General features: G+C 59.0%; 18 protein-coding genes. 14 read left to right on the forward strand and 4 right to left on the reverse strand.

The genetic code is table 11. The features are described from left to right. Nucleotides 1-48 precede the first annotated feature (48 nt). Complete coding sequence (locus HW450_RS07305) at nucleotides 49-765, forward strand: FadR/GntR family transcriptional regulator (RefSeq protein ID WP_182384998.1); 717 nt, start codon at nucleotides 49-51, stop codon at nucleotides 763-765. A 383-nt stretch (nucleotides 766-1,148) separates the two neighbouring features. On the opposite strand, the gene HW450_RS07310 is transcribed toward HW450_RS07305, so the two are convergent. The 3 genes from HW450_RS07310 to HW450_RS07320 form a co-directional block, all read right to left on the reverse strand. Further along, entirely contained in the window at nucleotides 1,149-2,465 is a 1,317-nt protein-coding gene (locus HW450_RS07310) for an MFS transporter (RefSeq protein ID WP_182384999.1), read from the reverse strand. An 11-nt stretch (nucleotides 2,466-2,476) separates the two neighbouring features. After that, nucleotides 2,477-3,790: an AMP-binding protein gene (locus HW450_RS07315; protein ID WP_182385000.1), complete on the reverse strand. Its 1,314-nt coding sequence runs from the start codon at nucleotides 3,788-3,790 to the stop codon at nucleotides 2,477-2,479. A 143-nt stretch (nucleotides 3,791-3,933) separates the two neighbouring features. Continuing rightward, complete coding sequence (locus tag HW450_RS07320) at nucleotides 3,934-4,473, reverse strand: TetR/AcrR family transcriptional regulator (protein ID WP_182385001.1); 540 nt, start codon at nucleotides 4,471-4,473, stop codon at nucleotides 3,934-3,936. A gap of 142 nt (nucleotides 4,474-4,615) precedes the next feature. Here HW450_RS07320 and HW450_RS07325 point away from each other — a divergent pair, with 142 nt between their 5' ends. The 11 genes from HW450_RS07325 to HW450_RS07375 all read left to right on the forward strand — a co-directional run bounded on the left by HW450_RS07325 (nucleotide 4,616) and on the right by HW450_RS07375 (nucleotide 13,461). Next, nucleotides 4,616-5,062: a hotdog fold thioesterase gene (locus tag HW450_RS07325; protein WP_182385002.1), complete on the forward strand. Its 447-nt coding sequence runs from the start codon at nucleotides 4,616-4,618 to the stop codon at nucleotides 5,060-5,062. A 97-nt stretch (nucleotides 5,063-5,159) separates the two neighbouring features. Then, nucleotides 5,160-6,098, forward strand: coding sequence for a 1,2-phenylacetyl-CoA epoxidase subunit PaaA (gene paaA, locus HW450_RS07330; RefSeq protein WP_182385003.1), 939 nt, complete (start codon nucleotides 5,160-5,162; stop codon nucleotides 6,096-6,098). Nucleotides 6,099-6,109: 11 nt separating this feature from the next. Next, the gene (gene paaB, locus HW450_RS07335) at nucleotides 6,110-6,394 is read left to right on the forward strand and encodes a 1,2-phenylacetyl-CoA epoxidase subunit PaaB (RefSeq protein WP_047241130.1); all 285 of its coding nucleotides are present in this window, start codon (nucleotides 6,110-6,112) and stop codon (nucleotides 6,392-6,394) included. Then, a complete protein-coding gene (gene paaC, locus HW450_RS07340) occupies nucleotides 6,391-7,218 on the forward strand; it encodes a 1,2-phenylacetyl-CoA epoxidase subunit PaaC (RefSeq protein ID WP_182385004.1) in 828 nt (275 codons plus the stop codon). The genes paaB and paaC overlap by 4 nt, the downstream gene beginning before the upstream one ends. 10 nt (nucleotides 7,219-7,228) lie before the next feature. Continuing rightward, nucleotides 7,229-7,738 carry a 1,2-phenylacetyl-CoA epoxidase subunit PaaD gene (paaD, locus tag HW450_RS07345; RefSeq protein WP_182385005.1) on the forward strand — a complete coding sequence of 170 codons (510 nt, stop codon included), beginning with the start codon at nucleotides 7,229-7,231 and terminating at the stop codon, nucleotides 7,736-7,738. Next, a complete protein-coding gene (paaE, locus tag HW450_RS07350) occupies nucleotides 7,738-8,874 on the forward strand; it encodes a 1,2-phenylacetyl-CoA epoxidase subunit PaaE (protein ID WP_182385006.1) in 1,137 nt (378 codons plus the stop codon). The genes paaD and paaE overlap by 1 nt, the downstream gene beginning before the upstream one ends. Nucleotides 8,875-8,885: 11 nt before the next feature. Further along, complete coding sequence (locus HW450_RS07355; protein ID WP_182385007.1) at nucleotides 8,886-9,656, forward strand: enoyl-CoA hydratase/isomerase family protein; 771 nt, start codon at nucleotides 8,886-8,888, stop codon at nucleotides 9,654-9,656. A 1-nt stretch (nucleotide 9,657) separates the two neighbouring features. Beyond that, entirely contained in the window at nucleotides 9,658-10,848 is a 1,191-nt protein-coding gene (locus HW450_RS07360; protein WP_182385008.1) for a thiolase family protein, read from the forward strand. Beyond that, nucleotides 10,849-11,577, forward strand: coding sequence for an enoyl-CoA hydratase/isomerase family protein (locus HW450_RS07365; RefSeq protein WP_182385009.1), 729 nt, complete (start codon nucleotides 10,849-10,851; stop codon nucleotides 11,575-11,577). Further along, entirely contained in the window at nucleotides 11,574-12,398 is an 825-nt protein-coding gene (locus HW450_RS07370; protein WP_182385010.1) for a 3-hydroxyacyl-CoA dehydrogenase family protein, read from the forward strand. The genes HW450_RS07365 and HW450_RS07370 overlap by 4 nt, the downstream gene beginning before the upstream one ends. 52 nt (nucleotides 12,399-12,450) lie before the next feature. Then, a complete protein-coding gene (locus HW450_RS07375; RefSeq protein WP_182385011.1) occupies nucleotides 12,451-13,461 on the forward strand; it encodes an NADP-dependent oxidoreductase in 1,011 nt (336 codons plus the stop codon). On the opposite strand, the gene HW450_RS07380 is transcribed toward HW450_RS07375, so the two are convergent. Continuing rightward, a complete protein-coding gene (locus tag HW450_RS07380; protein WP_182385012.1) occupies nucleotides 13,458-13,745 on the reverse strand; it encodes a HigA family addiction module antitoxin in 288 nt (95 codons plus the stop codon). The two genes, HW450_RS07375 and HW450_RS07380, sit on opposite strands and share 4 nt — an antisense overlap. Nucleotides 13,746-14,107: 362 nt before the next feature. Between HW450_RS07380 and HW450_RS07385 the strand changes: the two genes are divergently transcribed. Both HW450_RS07385 and HW450_RS07390 read left to right on the forward strand, forming a co-directional pair. Then, nucleotides 14,108-14,614 carry an NYN domain-containing protein gene (locus HW450_RS07385; protein ID WP_182385013.1) on the forward strand — a complete coding sequence of 169 codons (507 nt, stop codon included), beginning with the start codon at nucleotides 14,108-14,110 and terminating at the stop codon, nucleotides 14,612-14,614. Continuing rightward, on the forward strand, nucleotides 14,601-16,481 hold the full coding sequence (locus tag HW450_RS07390) for an HsdM family class I SAM-dependent methyltransferase (protein ID WP_182385014.1): 1,881 nt from the start codon (nucleotides 14,601-14,603) through the stop codon (nucleotides 16,479-16,481). Before HW450_RS07385 ends, HW450_RS07390 begins: the two co-directional genes overlap by 14 nt. The last annotated feature ends 13 nt before the right edge of the window (nucleotides 16,482-16,494 follow it).

The following is a 16,494-nucleotide window of genomic DNA, read 5'->3' on the forward strand; positions in this document are numbered from 1 at the left end:
TAGTTATAGAATGAACTGCTGCACATTTCCCATGTTAAGGAGCTTCATATGTCGCCGGTCCAGCCCCGGGTCTACACCGTCATTCTCGAATGGTTGGAAGAAAAACTCCGCTCCGGCGACATCAGCATCGGCGACAAACTCCCCGCCGAGCGCCAGCTCGCGGAAGACTTTGGGATCTCCCGGGCGTCGGTACGCGAGGCAATCCGCGTCCTCGACGCCATGGGCCTCGTCCGATCAGGCACCGGCTCCGGCCCCAACGCGGGCGCCCTCGTCATCTCCGAGCCTTCCTCCGCGCTGGCCTGGGCCCTGCGCATGCACGTGGCGACCCGCTCGCTACCGGTCAAAGACATCGTCCACACCCGTGTCCTCCTCGAATCCCAAGCAGCACTCGAAGCCGCACACGGCCCAGAAACCCCAGAACGCGCCCACACCCTCGCAGAAGCCCGTCAGCTCCTCGACCTCATGGACGACCCCGACCTACCAAGCGACACCTTCCACGAACACGACGCCCACTTCCACATCCTGCTCACCTCCCTAGCAGGAAACATCGTCGTAGAAACCATCATGGACTCGCTACGCCAAGCAACCATCGGATACGTCGCAGAAATGGTCGCACACCTGCCCAGCTGGGCCGACACTCGCGACCAACTACAAATCCAACACCGCGACATCCTCGCAGCAGTCGAAGACCGCGACGGAGAACGTGCCAGCGAAGCACTCCGCCACCACATCGAATGGTTCTATAGCCTGCGGCGGGAGTTGTAGGGGCGGGGTTTTGCGATGCCCCCAAGATTAGGGGCAGTGTTCGCGTTCTCCCCGACATTACTCTCCCGAAGTTCGGGCTGGTGAGAGCATTTTCAGACCAACCTCGGGGGCGTAATGTCGGGGTCAAGTGCGCTGAGCACACAGCCTCGAGTTTGCTGGGGCACGTGTGAGGTTGAAGCGTCACGAGGGATTTACGTGACTATTGCGCTCGCACATATCGGTAGAAGAGTCAGTGTTCGCGTTCTCCCCGACATTACCCTCCCGAAGTTCGGGCTGGTGAGAGCATTTTTAGACCAACCTCGGGGGCGTAATGTCGGGGCCAACGCTCCAACCCACCAACCTCGGGTTTGCTGGGCCCATCAAGCCAACGCGAACCCCGCTTTCTAGTGCAGGCTTTTTCCTTCGATACCTTTCGGCACCATGAGCACAGCTATGAGGGATAGCAGGGAGATGAAGGCGATGTAACCGCCAATTGCCAGGGATGATCCGGTTTTGTTGAGCAGCATTTGCGCGATCATCGGGGCGAAGGCACCGCCGAAGATGGAGCCGATGGCGTAGGAGATTGATACGCCGGACAGTCGGATTCGGGCTGGGAACATCTCGGCGTAGAGTGCGGATTGTGGCCCGTAGGTTGCACCCAGTAGGAGGCCGAGGATGAGGGCGGCGACACCGAAGAGGTAGATGTTGCGGGTGTCGATGAGCAGCCACATGGGGATGGCGTACACAATCATGGCGACGTAGGCCCAGGCAAAGGTGCGGACTTTGCCGAATTGATCGCCCCAGAGTCCGGACCAGATGGTGCCGATGAGCCAGGTGACGGATCCCAGCAGTGATACGAGGAGAACTTGGGATTTTGGTAGTCCGAGGACTTTGGTGCCGTAGGAGTTGAAGAACGCGATGGCGAGGTATCCGGCAGCGTTGCAGCCTGCGAAGATGAAGGCCGCGATGAATACGTCTTTGGTGTGGTTCTTGAACAGCACTCCCACTGGGGCGCTGGATTCCTTTTGCAGCTGCTGAAGTTCAGCGAAAACTGGGGACTCCTCGACCATTTTGCGGATGAAGTAGCCGACTGCAATCAGGACGAGTGAGGAGAGGAACGGAATGCGCCAGCCCCAGGCGTTGAATTGTTCGTCGGTGGTGAGTCGGGTGAGAGCCAGCATGAACACGGTGGCAAGGAACATACCTGCTGGCACGCCGATTTGCGGGTAGGAACCGAAGTAGGAGCGACGATTGACCGGCGCGTGTTCCACGGCGAGCAGCGCGGCGCCGCCCCATTCGCCGCCTGCAGAAAGGCCCTGAATAATGCGGAGCAGCACGAGGATGAGCGGAGCTGCGATGCCGATGGTGGCGTAGTTCGGGAGCAGGCCCATTGCGACGGTTGCCCCACCCATACCGAATAGTGTCAAGACCAGCACTAGTTTACGACCAAAGCGGTCTCCGAGGTGACCGGCGATGATGGCGCCGAGTGGGCGGAAGAGGAAGGAAATTCCAATCGATGCCCAGGACACAATTTGTGCCAGTGCTGGGGAGGAGTTCGATGCCGGGTTGAAGTATTGGGCAGCGAACACCAGGCCAGCTGCCTGCGCGTAGATGAAGAAGTCGAACCATTCGATGGTGGTGCCGACCATCGAGCCTGCGAGCACACGGCGGTGTTCCGTGGTTAATGGGGCAGGCGTCGTTTCCGTGGTTGCAGTGGTCATGGGAGGCTCTCTTAGCTCTTAGGCCGGTTATCAACAAGGCGCTTGGCCTTGCCTTCACCGGTGTCAACGTGATCGCGAACCTCAACGCCAACGGTGATGCCGATGCGGTTTTTGATCTGTTTCTGCAGGTGGTGTCCTGCATTGTCGCGCTCGCTCTGGGAGAAATCTGGGTGGCCTTCCACCAGGATCGTCAGGGTGTCCATGCGCCCCTTACGGTCGAGCACACACTGGTATTTGGTTTTCAGTGCAGCTTCTTCGACGATCAGTTCCTCAAACTGCGATGGGAAGCAGTTCACCCCGCGCAGGATGATCATGTCGTCGTTACGCGCGCTGATGCGTTCGAGTCGTCGCATGGAGCGTGCGGTGCCGGGAAGCAGGCGGGTGAGGTCGTGGGTGCGGTAGCGGATGACCGGGAACGCTTCCTTTGTGAGCGGGGTGATGACAAGTTCGCCGAACTCCCCGTCGGGAACTGGCTGCAAGGTTTCCGGATCCACGATCTCTGGGTAGAAGTGGTCTTCCCAGATGGTGAGGCCATCCTTGGTCTCGACACACTCCTGCGCGACGCCTGGGCCCATGACTTCGGAGAGCCCGTAGATGTCTGTGGCATCGATTCCGAGGGCTTGTTCCAGCTCACCGCGCATGCCTTCGGTCCAAGGCTCGGCGCCGAAAATTCCGGTGCGCAGCGAGGTTTCTGCCGGGTCCATGCCTTCCTCACGCATGCGGTCAACCACATTGAGCATGTAGGACGGGGTGGCCAGGATAGCGTCCGGTTTGAAATCGCGGATGATCTGCACCTGGCGTTCGGTCATGCCGCCGGAGGTAGGGATGGCGGTAGCGCCAAGCTTCTCGACGCCGTAGTGCGCACCCAAACCGCCCGTGAAAAGCCCGTACCCGAAGGCCACCTGGACCTTGTCCCCTGGCCGAACGCCTCCTGCACGCAGGGATCGAGCCACCAAGTCGGCCCAAATTTCGATGTCATTGCGCGTGTATCCCACGACGGTCGGCAGGCCCGTGGTGCCGGACGATGCGTGGATGCGGGCGATCTGGTGATCCCCCACCGCAAACATTCCGAAGGGGTATTCGGCGCGCAGGTCCTTTTTCTCAGTGAAGGGGAACTTAGCCAAGTCGGACAGCTCTTTGAAGTCGTCCGGGTGCACGCCCATTTCGTCGAACACGCGGCGGTAGTGCGGAACGTTGAAGTAGGCGTGACGGATAGTGTTCTTCGCACGGGCGGTTTGCAGTGCGGTGATCTCATCGCGGGAGGCAAATTCGATCCCTGTTTCAGGACCGTGATGAGTGGACATGATGTCGTATACAGAAGTCACGTGTGAATCCAACTTTCTTATCGAACCGGACTTTACTGACCGATCGTTCAGCTAATGTGTGACTCACACTACAACAAAGCAGGTGACCTACGCCACCTTTTTTGCAAAACTTTGCCGGATTTTTGTTAGTGATGTTTCAGGCGCTAAAGCTGCAAACCTAAGAACGCCATCGTTTCCACGATGTCGGCAACCTCATCTTGATCCAAGGCACCCTCAGGCGAGTACCACTCAACCAGCGAATTAATCATGCCAAACAACAAGCGTCCAGCCACATTGGGCGCCACATCCGGATCGAGCGCCCCCTCCTCCTGCGCAGCGGAAACGAGGCCGACCAGATAGTTGGTAAATTCACGCCGTCGTGCCAACGCCTCCAATTCCACCTCGGAGTTGCCCCGCAACCGGAGCAGCAGCGTGACATATTCCGGCTCCCGGCACAGCGCCAGCGTGGTGCCACGCACCAACAGCCGAAGCCTCTCCAGTGCCGGACCTGGCAGTTCTTCTACCTCCGCGACCAGGTCATCAAGCAGGCTGAGCGCCCGGTCGGTGGCATACTTCAACAATTCTTCCTTCGAGGAAATGTGATGATAGATCGCAGACTTGGAGAGGCCGAGGACCTTGGCCAGGTCGCCCATACTGGTTGCTTCGTAGCCACGCGCATTGAATTCCTGCACCGCAATACGCATAACATCATCGCGACTATAACCGGGCCGACCTTGCTTTACTTGACGCCGTACTTGACTTCCCACAACCGTCAACGATACCCATTCCGAACGATCGTTCAGAAACTTGGTGACGCGCACCACATTTTGTGCTTAGCTGGTGGCCATGAATCATCCAATCCTTGCCCCCGGAGTTGCGACGGGCCCCGAATTTGAGCATGTTCGAACGATGTTCGCTGACGATCCGGCCACCACCGATCTTGGCGCGGCCATCACACATCTAGCGGTCGGCGAATGCGATGGACACTTCACAGTCCAGCACAAACACTGCAACGGCCATGGCACTGTCCAAGGCGGCATTCTCTTCACTTTCGCCGATTCCCTGTTCGCTGGCGCCTGCAATGCCGCAGGTGAGACTGCTGTGGCGACCCACAATTCAATCCACTACATCGCCCCCGCCTTTGAAGGGCAGCGCATCGACGGCCATGCCCGTACCGTGCAGTCGTGGGGTCGCAATGGCTTCGTGGATGTCACACTCACCTGCGAGGGGAAGCCGGTCGCGGAATTTCGAGGGACATTCCGGGTGTTACCGGGCCGGCCAGAGAAGCGATAACCCACAATTCCAGTAACCCCGATCACATTTCTACTTGATCCAAGTCACATCTCCCCATATACTGACCGAACGATCAGTAATTAACTGAGGAGATGCCATGACCCCTGAAGAACACTTCGATAACCTCATCGCAGAAGATTCCCGGATCGAACCCACCGACTGGATGCCGGAGGGCTACCGAAAAACGCTGACCCGCCAGATCAGCCAACACGCCCACTCCGAAATCATCGGTATGCAGCCAGAAGCCAACTGGATCACCCGCGCCCCAAGCCTCAAGCGCAAGGCGATCCTCATGGCAAAGGTCCAGGATGAAGCCGGCCATGGTCTTTACCTGTACTCTGCTGCGGAGACACTCGGCACCGACCGCGACACCCTCGTGGATCAACTGCTCGAAGGCAAAGCCAAGTACTCCTCGATCTTCAACTACCCGGCGCGCACCTGGGCAGATGTCGGCGCCATCGGCTGGCTTGTCGACGGCGCAGCGATCTGCAATCAGGTCCCGCTGTGTCGCTGCTCCTACGGACCTTATGGCCGTGCCATGGTGCGCGTGTGCAAGGAGGAATCCTTCCACCAGCGCCAAGGCTGGGAGATCCTGTACGAGCTCGCCCACGGCACCCCGGAGCAGAAGCAGATGGCACAGGAGGCGATCAACCGATTCTATGGCCCGGCCCTACAGATGTTCGGCCCACCGGATGACGATTCGCCGAACTCCAAGCAGTCCATGGCGTGGAACATCAAGCGTTTTTCCAATGATGAACTGCGACAACGCTTCGTGGACATGATCGTGCCACAGGCCGAGGCCTTGGGTCTGCACTTCGAAGATCCCGACTTGAAGTGGAACGAAGAACGCGGTCACTACGACTTCGGCGCGCTGGACTGGGACGAGTTTTTCGGCGTCATCAAGGGCGATGGCCCGTGCAATGAGCAGCGGATGCAGCGGCGTCGAGAAGCCTTTGAGCAGGGCGCTTGGGTGCGGGAAGCCGCGGCCGCCTACGCCGAAAAGTACGAGTCCAACGACACCTCTCTGATTGCGTAAAGGAAAAGCACATGTCTAACAACTGGCCACTGTGGGAAGTTTTTGTCCGCACCAACCGCGGTCTTTCTCACGTCCACGCTGGGTCGTTGCACGCCCCAGATGCCACGATGGCGCTGCGCAACGCGCGTGACCTGTACACACGTCGCAATGAAGGCACCTCCGTGTGGGTTGTTCCTGCCGAGGCTATCACCGCGTCTGACCCGGATTCCAAGGGCGGATTTTTCGAATCCGCACAGGGCAAGAGCTTCCGCCACGCCACCTACTACACCAAGTCTGAAGGGGTGAAGCACCTGTGAGCATCACGACGACCGACTCCGCCACCCGCCAGTCCATGGGCGACGCCATCACCGCGGAGGACATTCAAAACTCTGGTGTGACCGCCCCCGAGAAGGTCGCCGAGTACGCACTCACCTTGGGTGACGACGCCCTCATCCTGGCCCAGCGCCTCGGCTGGTGGGTCTCCCGCGCCCCAGAAATGGAAGAAGATATCGCCCTAGCAAACATTGCCCTCGACCTGCTGGGGCACGCCCGCTTCCTCCTGTCCTACGCTGGCACCGCCTGGGGCAAGACCGAAGACGACCTCGCCTACTTCCGTAACGAGGAAGAGTTCCGTTCCTGCCGCTTGGTAGAGCAGGAAAATGGCGACTTTGCGCACACTATCGCCCGCCAGCTGCTGTTTTCCTACTACGCCCACGGGCTGTACACCGCTCTGCTGGAATCCCAGGATGACACCCTCAAGGCGATCGCGGCGAAGGCCCTCAAGGAAATTGAGTACCACGTGGACCACGCCTCCCAATGGTTGCTGCGGCTGGGGCTAGGTACTGAGGAATCCCACACTCGCATGCAAAAAGGTCTGGACCACATGTGGCCCTACCTGGCGGAACTTTTTGAAGACCAGCCGATCCACTCAGAACTCGAGGGCATCGCGGTGAAGCCATCCACCCTGAAGGCCGAGTTTGACGAACGGATCGCGTGGATCATCGACAAGGCAGGCCTGGAACTCCCGCAGGCCAAGCAGGCCCGCTCCGGGCACCGCACGGGAATGTTCTCCGAAGAACGCGGCTATATTCTCGCCGAAATGCAGGTGCTCGCCCGCCAGCACCCAGGCGCCACCTGGTAGCGAGGTCATCATGCACGAGCTCAGGCCCACCACGGAACGTGAAGCGCAGCTGTGGGATGCTGCCGCCACAGTACCCGACCCGGAAATCCCGGTTATTTCGATCGCTGACCTTGGGATTTTGCGTGGGGTGCGGTTTGACGGGGAACAACCGGTCATCACAATCACCCCAACCTATTCCGGATGCCCCGCTATGGAAACTATCTCCACAGATGTCAAAACCGCAGTGGAGCAAGCAGGGTTTCCTCGCCCCAGCATTGATCTCGTGCTCCACCCCGCGTGGACGACCGATTGGATGACGGAAACCGGCAAGCAACAGCTAGAGGAATATGGCATCGCACCACCGCGTCGTGAAGCACGCAGTAGCGGCCCTATCCCCCTTACCCTCAGCGCCCCGGTGACCTGCCCACGCTGCAAGTCGCGCAATACCTACAAACTCAGCCACTTCGGCTCCACGTCCTGCAAAGCGCTCTACAGCTGCCGGGACTGCCACGAGCCATTCGACTACTTTAAGGTGCACTAATGAACAAGAAGGTGTCATTCAACCCGCTACCGGTCTCCGGGATTCGCCGCCTCACCGACGACGCCGTGGAGGTATCCTTCGAGGTCCCAGCTGAGCTCGCCGACGACTACAACTACATCCCCGGCCAGTACGTAGCGCTCCGCAAAGACATCGACGGCCAGGAAGTGCGCCGCTCGTACTCCATCTGTGCAGTGCCCGAGCGCTTACCGACGGGCGCGTCTGTGATCAAGGTGGGCATCAAGAGGAATCTCGGTGGCGTATTCTCTACCTGGGCCAACACCGAGTTGCAGGTTGGCGACACCATCGACGTGATGAACCCACAAGGGGCATTCACCTCACGCACCCACGTCACCTTCCTCAACGACCCGTCCGCTGCTGGCAAAGGAAAGAAACACCTGGTAGCCGTCGCAGCTGGCTCCGGCGTCACCCCCATCATGGCAATCGCGGTCGCTTTCCTCGAGGCCGCCGACGACCACACCTTTGAGCTGGTTTACGCCAACAAAGGCGCGGGAGACGTGATGTTCGCGGAGGAGATCGGCGACCTCAAGGATAAGTACCCGTCCCGCTTCGCAGTGCACCACGTGCTCTCCCGAGAAAACCGCGTGAACCCGCTGTTCACCGGCCGTATCGACAGCGAGCGCCTGGAATCCTTGCTGGATAACGTCCTTGATTCCGGCGCCGACGAATGGTTCCTCTGTGGTCCCTTTGAGCTGGTTCAGCTGTGCCGCGACACGCTATCTGCCCGCGGCGTGCCTGAAGACCGCGTCCGTTTTGAACTGTTCACCACCGGAAAACCAGGCGATGCGCCAGCCGGTCAACAGGGGCGCGAGGTGGAGATTAAGGAGGGTGAAGACATTTTCAAAATCAAGTTCACTCTCGATGGGCTCACAGGCGAAGTTGAATCCCCGGTCTCCGCGCACGAAACCGTGCTCAACGCCGCATTGCGCAAGCGTTCCGACGTCCCGTTCGCCTGCGCCGGCGGGGTCTGCGGCACCTGCCGCGCCCGCGTGGTGGAGGGCGAATACGAAATGGATGAAAACTACGCCCTCGAACCGGATGAAGTAGAGCGCGGTTACGTGCTGACCTGCCAAACCCGCCCCACTTCTTCCTGTCTCACCGTTGACTTTGACTCCTAGGAGCTTTTTAGATGATCGAACTGGATATCACTGACAACGTCGCCGAAGTCACCCTGAACAACCCGAAGGCGATGAACGCCCTAGCTGAGCAGGACTTAGTTGACCTGGCCGGGGCCTACACCGAGGCTGCAGCTGCCGGGGTCCGCGCTCTGGTCCTGCGCGGCGAAGGCCGGGGATTCTGCGCGGGCCGCAACATCGCTGGCGTGAACCCGAGGGAGGACGACGCCTACGACTACCTGGCCAACAAGGTCACCCCGGTGCTACGCCAGATGGCTACCTTCCCAGCGCCTACTTTCGCTGCTGTGCAGGGCGCCTGCCTGGGCGTTGGCCTGGGCCTGGCGGTCGCCACTGACATTGTGTACGTGGCCGAGGACGCCAAGATCGGTTCCCCGTTCGCCAACCTGGGTGCCACCCTCGATTCCGGTGGGCACGCCCTGTTTGTCGAGCGGCTCGGCGCGCATCGCGCCATGGACCTTATCGTCACCGCCGATCTGATGACCGGCGCGGATGCTGTGAACGCTGGCTTGTTCTCCCGCGCGGTGCCTGCCGCTGAACTGTTGGAATTCACCCGTGCAAAGGCGGTTAAGGCAGCCCAGGGGGCAACGCTCGCCTTCATGAAGTCCCGTGCCCTGGTGCACCAGATCCGCGATGAGCGCATCGGACTCTGGGAGTCTCTGGAAGCCGAGAATGTAGCCCAGGGCGAACTGTGCAGCTCCGAAGACTACTTCGAGGGCTTCGCCGCCTTCCAGGAAAAGCGCCGTCCAGAGTTTAAGGGGAAATAACGTGACTGCATATCTCGTATCCGGAACCCGCACCCCGGTGGGCCGCTATGGTGGCGCGCTGTCCTCCGTCCGCCCCGATGACCTGGCTGCTTTGGTGGTCAAGGCTGTGGTCGAGGACTCTGGGATCCCGCCCGAGGCCGTGGATGAAGTGATCCTCGGTAATGCCAACGGCGCTGGTGAAGAGAACCGCAATGTGGCCCGCATGGCCTGGCTGCTCGCCGGTTTCCCTGATTCCGTACCGGGCATCACCGTCAACCGCCTCTGTGCCTCCGGCATGTCCGCGATTGCCCTGGCCACCGCCATGGTGGAATCCGGCCAGGCCGACATCATTGTCGCAGGTGGCGTAGAGTCCATGTCCCGTGCGCCATGGGTTATGGAAAAGCCCTCAACCGCGTTTGCCAAGCCCGGCGAGATCTTCGATACCTCGATTGGTTGGCGCTTCGTCAACCCGGTTTTCGCAGCTCAGGACAAGATGACCTACTCCATGCCGGAGACCGCCGAAGAGGTCGCACGCCGCAGCAACATCTCCCGCGAGGACGCCGACGCCTTTGCCGTCCAGTCCCAGGAACGGGCGTTGGCCTCGCGTGGCTTTATGGCTGCCGAGATCACCCCGGTACCGGTGAAGGACCGCAAGGGCAACGTCACGCTCGTGTCCGAAGACGAGGGGCCGCGCGCCGGCACCACCCCGGAGGTGTTGGCCCGCCTGCGGCCCGTCGTTAAGGGCGGCGAGGTGGTCACCGCCGGCAATTCGAGCTCGCTTAACGACGGCTCATCCGCCATCATCGTGGCCTCCGAAGCAGCCCTGTCCAAGTACGGTCTCAAGCCGCGTGCCCGCGTCATCGCAAATGCGGCCGTGGGCCTGGAACCTGCAGTGATGGGCCTGGGCCCGATCCCAGCGACCCGTTCTGTCCTTGATCGCGCTGGTTGGTCCACCTCGGATGTCGACGCCTTCGAGATCAACGAAGCCTTCGCCACCCAGTCGCTTGCCACCGTCCGTGAGCTGGACCTTGATCCCGAGAAAGTGAACGCGTGGGGCGGCGCCATCGCCCTTGGCCACCCGCTCGGTTCCTCCGGTTCTCGCATCACCGTCACTCTGCTGAACCGCCTCGAGCAGACCGGTGCTTCTCGCGGCGTAGCCACCATGTGCGTCGGCGTCGGCCAGGGCACTGCTATCGCTATCGAAAGGGTATAAATGTCTGCTCTGACCATTGACTACTTGGACGATCGCGTCGTTGCGACGATGGCGCGCCCCGAGGTCCGCAACGCCATCGACGCGCAGATGATCGCCGAATTCCACGAGCTCTGCGCAACGCTGGAAAACGACCCAAAGATCCTCATCATCACCGGCGCCGAAGGGATTTTCGCCTCCGGCGCGGACATCGGCCAGCTGCGGGAACGCAGGCGTGACGACGCCCTCCGCGGTGTCAACTCCACCCTTTTTACCCGCATCGCTCGCCTACCGATGCCCGTCATCGCAGCGATCGACGGCTACGCCCTCGGCGGCGGGTCGGAACTAGCGCTAGCAGCGGATTTCCGGCTCGGCACCCCACGCATCAAGGTCGGCCAGCCGGAAACCGGACTCGGGATCACCGCGGCAGCAGGTGCCTTGTGGCGACTCCGGGAGGTAGTCGGCGAGCCGATCGCTAAGGAAATCCTGCTGGCGGGACGCATCTTGAATGCGGAAGAGGCCCTGGCCTGCGGTTATGTGACGGGATTGCATGAGGATGTGCTGGCAGCGGCGCATGAGTTGGCGGACCGCGTCGGCAAGCAAGACCCGCTGGCTGTGCGCCTCTCCAAGCAGCTGTTCGCCATGCCCGCCGCCGCGCACCCGTACGTGGACAACATCGCCCAGGCAATCTGCTTCGAATCCGAAGCGAAATTCGACCGCATGCAGGCTTTTCTAGATAGGAAGAAGAAATGACACTTTCACGCGTAGGAGTACTAGGTGGCGGCCGCATGGGCGCCGGAATCGCGCACGCATTTCTCATGACCGGAGCTGCCGTGACCGTGGTCGATATTGATCCGGCGGGCCCGCTGGGGCGCATCACGCGCGACGTGGAAAAATCCATCGAACGTGGCGCTTCCGGTTCGGCCTCCGATTACCTGGACCGCTTGACCTGCACCACCGCTGTGTCTGACTTCGCCGGTTGCGAGCTGGTCGTGGAAGCGATTCCGGAAGACTTCTCCCTGAAGGCTAAGGCTTTCGCCGACATCGCGACGGCGGCACCGGAGGCTGTGATCGCGTCCAATACCTCGTCTCTTTCGGTGACCGATCTCGCCTCGGTGGTGCCATCATCCCAGGTCATCGGCCTGCACTTCTTCAACCCGGTGCCAGCCTCGAAGCTCGTAGAGATCGTGGTGGCCGAGACGACCTCTTCGGATCTGGTTGAGCAGGCTAAGAAATGGGTCGCAGCGTTGGGCAAGACCCCCATCGTGGTCAAGGACTCCCCTGGCTTCGCCTCTTCCCGCCTCGGCGTCGTCATCGCCCTTGAAGCGATCCGCATGGTCGAGGAGGGCGTCGCGTCCCCAGAGGATATCGACAATGCCATGGTCCTTGGATACAAGTTCCCGGTTGGCCCGCTCGCTTTGACGGACATTGTTGGGCTCGACGTGCGCCTCGGCATCTCCGAATACCTCGCCTCCACCCTGGGCGAACGCTTCGAACCACCAGCGCTCATGCGCGAGATGGTGGCTCGGGGCGAGCTCGGTAGGAAGACCGGGAAGGGGTTCTATTCCTATTAAGCTGGCCGGATTTCCTTATTCAATTGGGATATATCCCCGGTATTTTGTACCTATGGATAAGGAAATTCGACAAGCTTCCCACTGGGCCCTCGCGTTCCGCCCAACCGGCACGCCCACCGCGGAGAACTTCCGCTTGGAAACAGCAGAGTTGCCTTCCCTGCAGGACGGCCAGGTGCTGGTGAAAAACATCGTGACCTCGGTGGATCCGTACATGCGCGGCCGCATGAATGACGTGAAATCCTACATCCCAGCGTTCCAGATCGATGAGCCGCTGACTGGCGGTGCCATCGGCGAAGTGATCGAATCGCGTTCCGCCGCGCTCCCGGTCGGCACGATGGTTTCCCATTTCCTGGGCTGGCGGACGCACGCTGTGCTGGGTGAAGGCGAGGCGACGGTCGTCGATACGCGTGCGATCGCGCCCGCAACCTACCTGGGTGCGCTGGGCATGCCGGGGCTGACGGCGTACGTCGGGCTGATGAAGGTCGCGGAATTCAAGGAGGGCGACGCGGTGTTTGTCTCCGGCGCTGCGGGTGCCGTGGGGCAGATGGTCGGGCAGCTGGCAAAGCAGTTCGGCGCGTCCCGAGTCATCGGCTCGGCCGGGTCGCCTGAGAAGGTGCAGCACCTGCTTGACCTGGGCTTTGATGCAGCGTTCAACTACAAGGACGGCGCGGTGGCTGAGCAGCTGAAGGCGGCGGCTCCGGAGGGGATCGACGTGTACTTCGACAATGTGGGCGGCGATCACCTCGAGGCCGCGATCGCCACGCTGAACGCCTTCGGCCGCGTCGCGATGTGCGGTGCCATCGCCCAGTACAACGCCACCGAACCGACGCCGGGGCCACGTAATCTGGGGCTTGCGATCGGCAAGTGCCTCACGCTGCGAGGCTTCGTTGTGGGGCAATACGCCCAGTTCGGCGGCGAATTCCGCGAAAAAGTAGCGCCTTTGCTTCTCGACGGCTCCATTCGCACCGACACCACAGTCCGCCACGGCATCGAGAACATGCCGAACGCATTCCTTGAGCTGTTCACCGGCGGAAACCGCGGAAAGATGGTGGTGGAGATTTAGGGGTTTGGCGACGCACCGCCGTCTTGTGCCATGCGGCGGTCGTACTCAGCTTGCAGATTCATCCAAAGCTGTTCAGAAGTTCCAAAACAATTCGCTAGCAAACGAGCCAGAACTGGGGTTATTGACTGCCTACCCTGGATAATCTTCTGAACCACACCAAGTCCAATATCAATTTCAATTGCTAGATCCTTGGCAGTCATTCGGTTAGGCCGGAGGAAGTCGTCCAATAGAACTTCACCAGGATGAACCGGCCTTTGCAGTGCATCATTGTCAACAACTGTCATCTTTTCATCATTTCTGCTTGAACTAGAGAGACTTTTGTTGCCCCTCTAAGTAGTCCCTTCTCTACAAAAGAAGTATAGATTCCAACGTGGACGGTCGTTCGAATATTGCGTCTTTCACGCTCCGAATGACGTACACAGCTCGCTTAATTAATTTTATTCACCCACGATCAGCTCGCCAGTTTTCGCTATTTTCAACCATCTAGCTGGACATTTGATCAAAATTTCCACCTACAAACGTGAATCACGACCTCTTTACAGATAGCTGTGTATGTCATTCACTCGCCTAGTGTGCGTGTATGCCCTACCATGAAGACATCGAGTGAAAATAACCCCGTCAAGAGCAGCTAGATAAAGGATTGAAAATGACATACACGACCACTCAAACTCCTGATAGCATTAATACCAATCGGAAGTCACGCACCCACTACTTCATCGACATCGAGAATTTCAATGGAGGCCCCGTTCACACTATTGACGAGTCGAACCGCTGCTACGACGAATTGTCTAGCATGCTTGGCTTCGACAAGACGGCGCAGATCACAATCGCCGCGGACATCACCACTATTACAAACCTCCACCAAAGTTGGAATCCATTTCGCATCCTCCAGGGATGGGGAGAGAACGGTGCCGACTTGGCCCTCATCGAAGCAATGTCGAACGTCATCCTCGCTGAAGGCGACGACGTCGTGGAGGTATCTGGCGATGGAATCTTTACCGACCAGATCGACGCTTTGGTAGCCCGAGGTTTCCAAGTACACGTGTTCTCAGAATTGACTGCTCTCAACAACCGACTCAAGTTGGCCGCAACTACATGGACAACTTTCGAATACGACTCCAACAACGCAAAGGATTCTTATGCTTTCGCCTAACCCACAGGGCACTCTCGCGCTCAAGGATATTGCTGACCTTGCAGAGGTCAGCCGAGCTGCTGTCAGTAACTGGCGCGCTCGCTACGCAGACAGCTTCCCCGAGCCTGTCCCCCTCTCTACTCCTCGCCGGCCGCTTTTCGACGCCCAAGAAGTCCTCACTTGGCTGACCGAACATGACCTCTTGCCAGCAGGAATCGAAGACAAGAAGACCTCACTCCGCCTTAGAGCAATTCTCAATACCTTGGCCAATGAAGGGTTGAACCCGGGCGAATTGGCAAAATTTGCCTTGCAACATCTCGCTGGAGAAAGTTCGGAAAGTTCCGAGCTAGTGGCAATCTTTGATGGGCTTTCTACTGAAAAGAAGTCGGTCCTTGCTTCCCTTGTTTTGGAGCATTGTTTCGGCAATCAAGGTCGCGGTTCATTTGGAATGTTCAGCACAAGCAGCTCCCGGGCATCATCGATCCTTGCCTCTGCTGCGAGCACTTCTGTAACGGACAGTTCCATCATTTTCGATCCGACATGCGGCATTGGCGAGACCCTTATTCAAGCCGGTCGTGCCGGCGGCAAAAAGTTGCGAGCTCAAGACACCGATCCTTTTGCCACCGAAATCGTCTCTCTCCGAAAGTCCATCGGTGAACCACGTCTTTCGGTAAAAGCTGGAGACTTCCTCACCACCGATACTTTCGGGGGCGATCGTCCTGATGTCATCGTTGCAGAACTTCCATTTGGCATGCGCATCGACAAGGAACAGCGCCGAGCCATGGAACGGACAAAAGTTGGCGCCAACGCTTCTTCATCCAATGGGGATGCGGCTTTTCTTGCCAGAATTGTCGACGTTCTTGCCGACGAAGGCCGGGGTTACGCTTTGACGCCTTTGGCCCCTGCCTTCCAAGGGCCACTTAGGAAATTCCGATCGAATTTGATTGCACATGGGTGCGTGGAGTTCATTTTCCAATTGCCACCACGACTGTTGACCAATACCTCGATCCCGACGCTTTTGTGGGTTTTGCGTTCTCCAAACGCTGTAGGTGAAACCCCAACAACGTTGATCGATGCATCCCAAGCGGACAACCGATTGGAACAAATTGGCAGTTGGATTACCTCGCTCCGCAAAGGTGAGCACATTGACGTGCCACATGTTTCGGTTTCCCTCGCTGAATTTGTGACGAGCGAAGGCTCCTTGCTCCCATCTGAGTGGCTGTTTGAAGCTCTATCTGAGCAGGAAGTTGCGAACCGACTGAAGGAACTTGAGTCGGAAATCAATGCCATTTCGAAGAAGCTGGACCAACCAATCCGACTGACCTTCGAGCATGGAAGCTTTGAAAATCCGATTCTCATTTCGCTCCGAGAAGCGATTGAACGGAAGCTGATCAAGATCCTCGATTTGCGACCAAAAGACAAAGCAAATGGCGAGACCAAGAAAGTTCCCAAGATTGCATCAATCAATCTCCCAGAGCCAGAGCTTGTCGAGGTACCGGCAGATGAGGAATGCGCACGTTCAGGCGACATTGTTGCACTGGGTATGAGAGATTCCGCTCTTGTGCCCGGCACTTCCGAGGAATGGGCTGTACCCAACTTTGCCAAGGTCATTCGTGTGCTTGATTCAAAGCTTTCTCCGCGAATCGTAAAAGCCTGCATCGACCACAAGATGCGCGAACGGCGCACAGCGGCTCCAGGTGTGCTCACTCCCGGAACGGTCTTGCGTGGATTCCTAGACATTGAGATCCCATTGCTTACGGACGAGCAATTGGCAGAATTGGACTCTATCCTGCGAGAACTCGACGAGCGTAAACAACTAGCAGACAAGCTAGGCAACCTCGCGGCTGAGGCCAACGATGCTCTCATCGCAGCCACGCTTTTGAAGTAACATCAAAACATTG

It is taken from the genome of Corynebacterium hindlerae, from assembly GCF_014117265.1.
In the GTDB taxonomy this organism is placed as follows: Bacteria; Actinomycetota; Actinomycetes; order Mycobacteriales; family Mycobacteriaceae; genus Corynebacterium; species Corynebacterium hindlerae.

What these genes read in the sequence shown, in the direction of transcription:
- HW450_RS07305 (WP_182384998.1), top strand. Translation starts at nt 49, where the DNA reads ATGTCGCCGGTCCAGCCCCGGGTCTACACCGTCATTCTCGAATGGTTG.
- HW450_RS07310 (WP_182384999.1), bottom strand. Translation starts at nt 2,465, where the DNA reads ATGACCACTGCAACCACGGAAACGACGCCTGCCCCATTAACCACGGAA.
- HW450_RS07320 (WP_182385001.1), bottom strand. Translation starts at nt 4,473, where the DNA reads ATGCGTATTGCGGTGCAGGAATTCAATGCGCGTGGCTACGAAGCAACC.
- HW450_RS07325 (WP_182385002.1), top strand. Translation starts at nt 4,616, where the DNA reads ATGAATCATCCAATCCTTGCCCCCGGAGTTGCGACGGGCCCCGAATTT.
- paaA (WP_182385003.1), top strand. Translation starts at nt 5,160, where the DNA reads ATGACCCCTGAAGAACACTTCGATAACCTCATCGCAGAAGATTCCCGG.
- paaB (WP_047241130.1), top strand. Translation starts at nt 6,110, where the DNA reads ATGTCTAACAACTGGCCACTGTGGGAAGTTTTTGTCCGCACCAACCGC.
- paaD (WP_182385005.1), top strand. Translation starts at nt 7,229, where the DNA reads ATGCACGAGCTCAGGCCCACCACGGAACGTGAAGCGCAGCTGTGGGAT.
- paaE (WP_182385006.1), top strand. Translation starts at nt 7,738, where the DNA reads ATGAACAAGAAGGTGTCATTCAACCCGCTACCGGTCTCCGGGATTCGC.
- HW450_RS07355 (WP_182385007.1), top strand. Translation starts at nt 8,886, where the DNA reads ATGATCGAACTGGATATCACTGACAACGTCGCCGAAGTCACCCTGAAC.
- HW450_RS07365 (WP_182385009.1), top strand. Translation starts at nt 10,849, where the DNA reads ATGTCTGCTCTGACCATTGACTACTTGGACGATCGCGTCGTTGCGACG.
- HW450_RS07370 (WP_182385010.1), top strand. Translation starts at nt 11,574, where the DNA reads ATGACACTTTCACGCGTAGGAGTACTAGGTGGCGGCCGCATGGGCGCC.
- HW450_RS07375 (WP_182385011.1), top strand. Translation starts at nt 12,451, where the DNA reads ATGGATAAGGAAATTCGACAAGCTTCCCACTGGGCCCTCGCGTTCCGC.
- HW450_RS07380 (WP_182385012.1), bottom strand. Translation starts at nt 13,745, where the DNA reads ATGACAGTTGTTGACAATGATGCACTGCAAAGGCCGGTTCATCCTGGT.
- HW450_RS07385 (WP_182385013.1), top strand. Translation starts at nt 14,108, where the DNA reads ATGACATACACGACCACTCAAACTCCTGATAGCATTAATACCAATCGG.
- HW450_RS07390 (WP_182385014.1), top strand. Translation starts at nt 14,601, where the DNA reads ATGCTTTCGCCTAACCCACAGGGCACTCTCGCGCTCAAGGATATTGCT.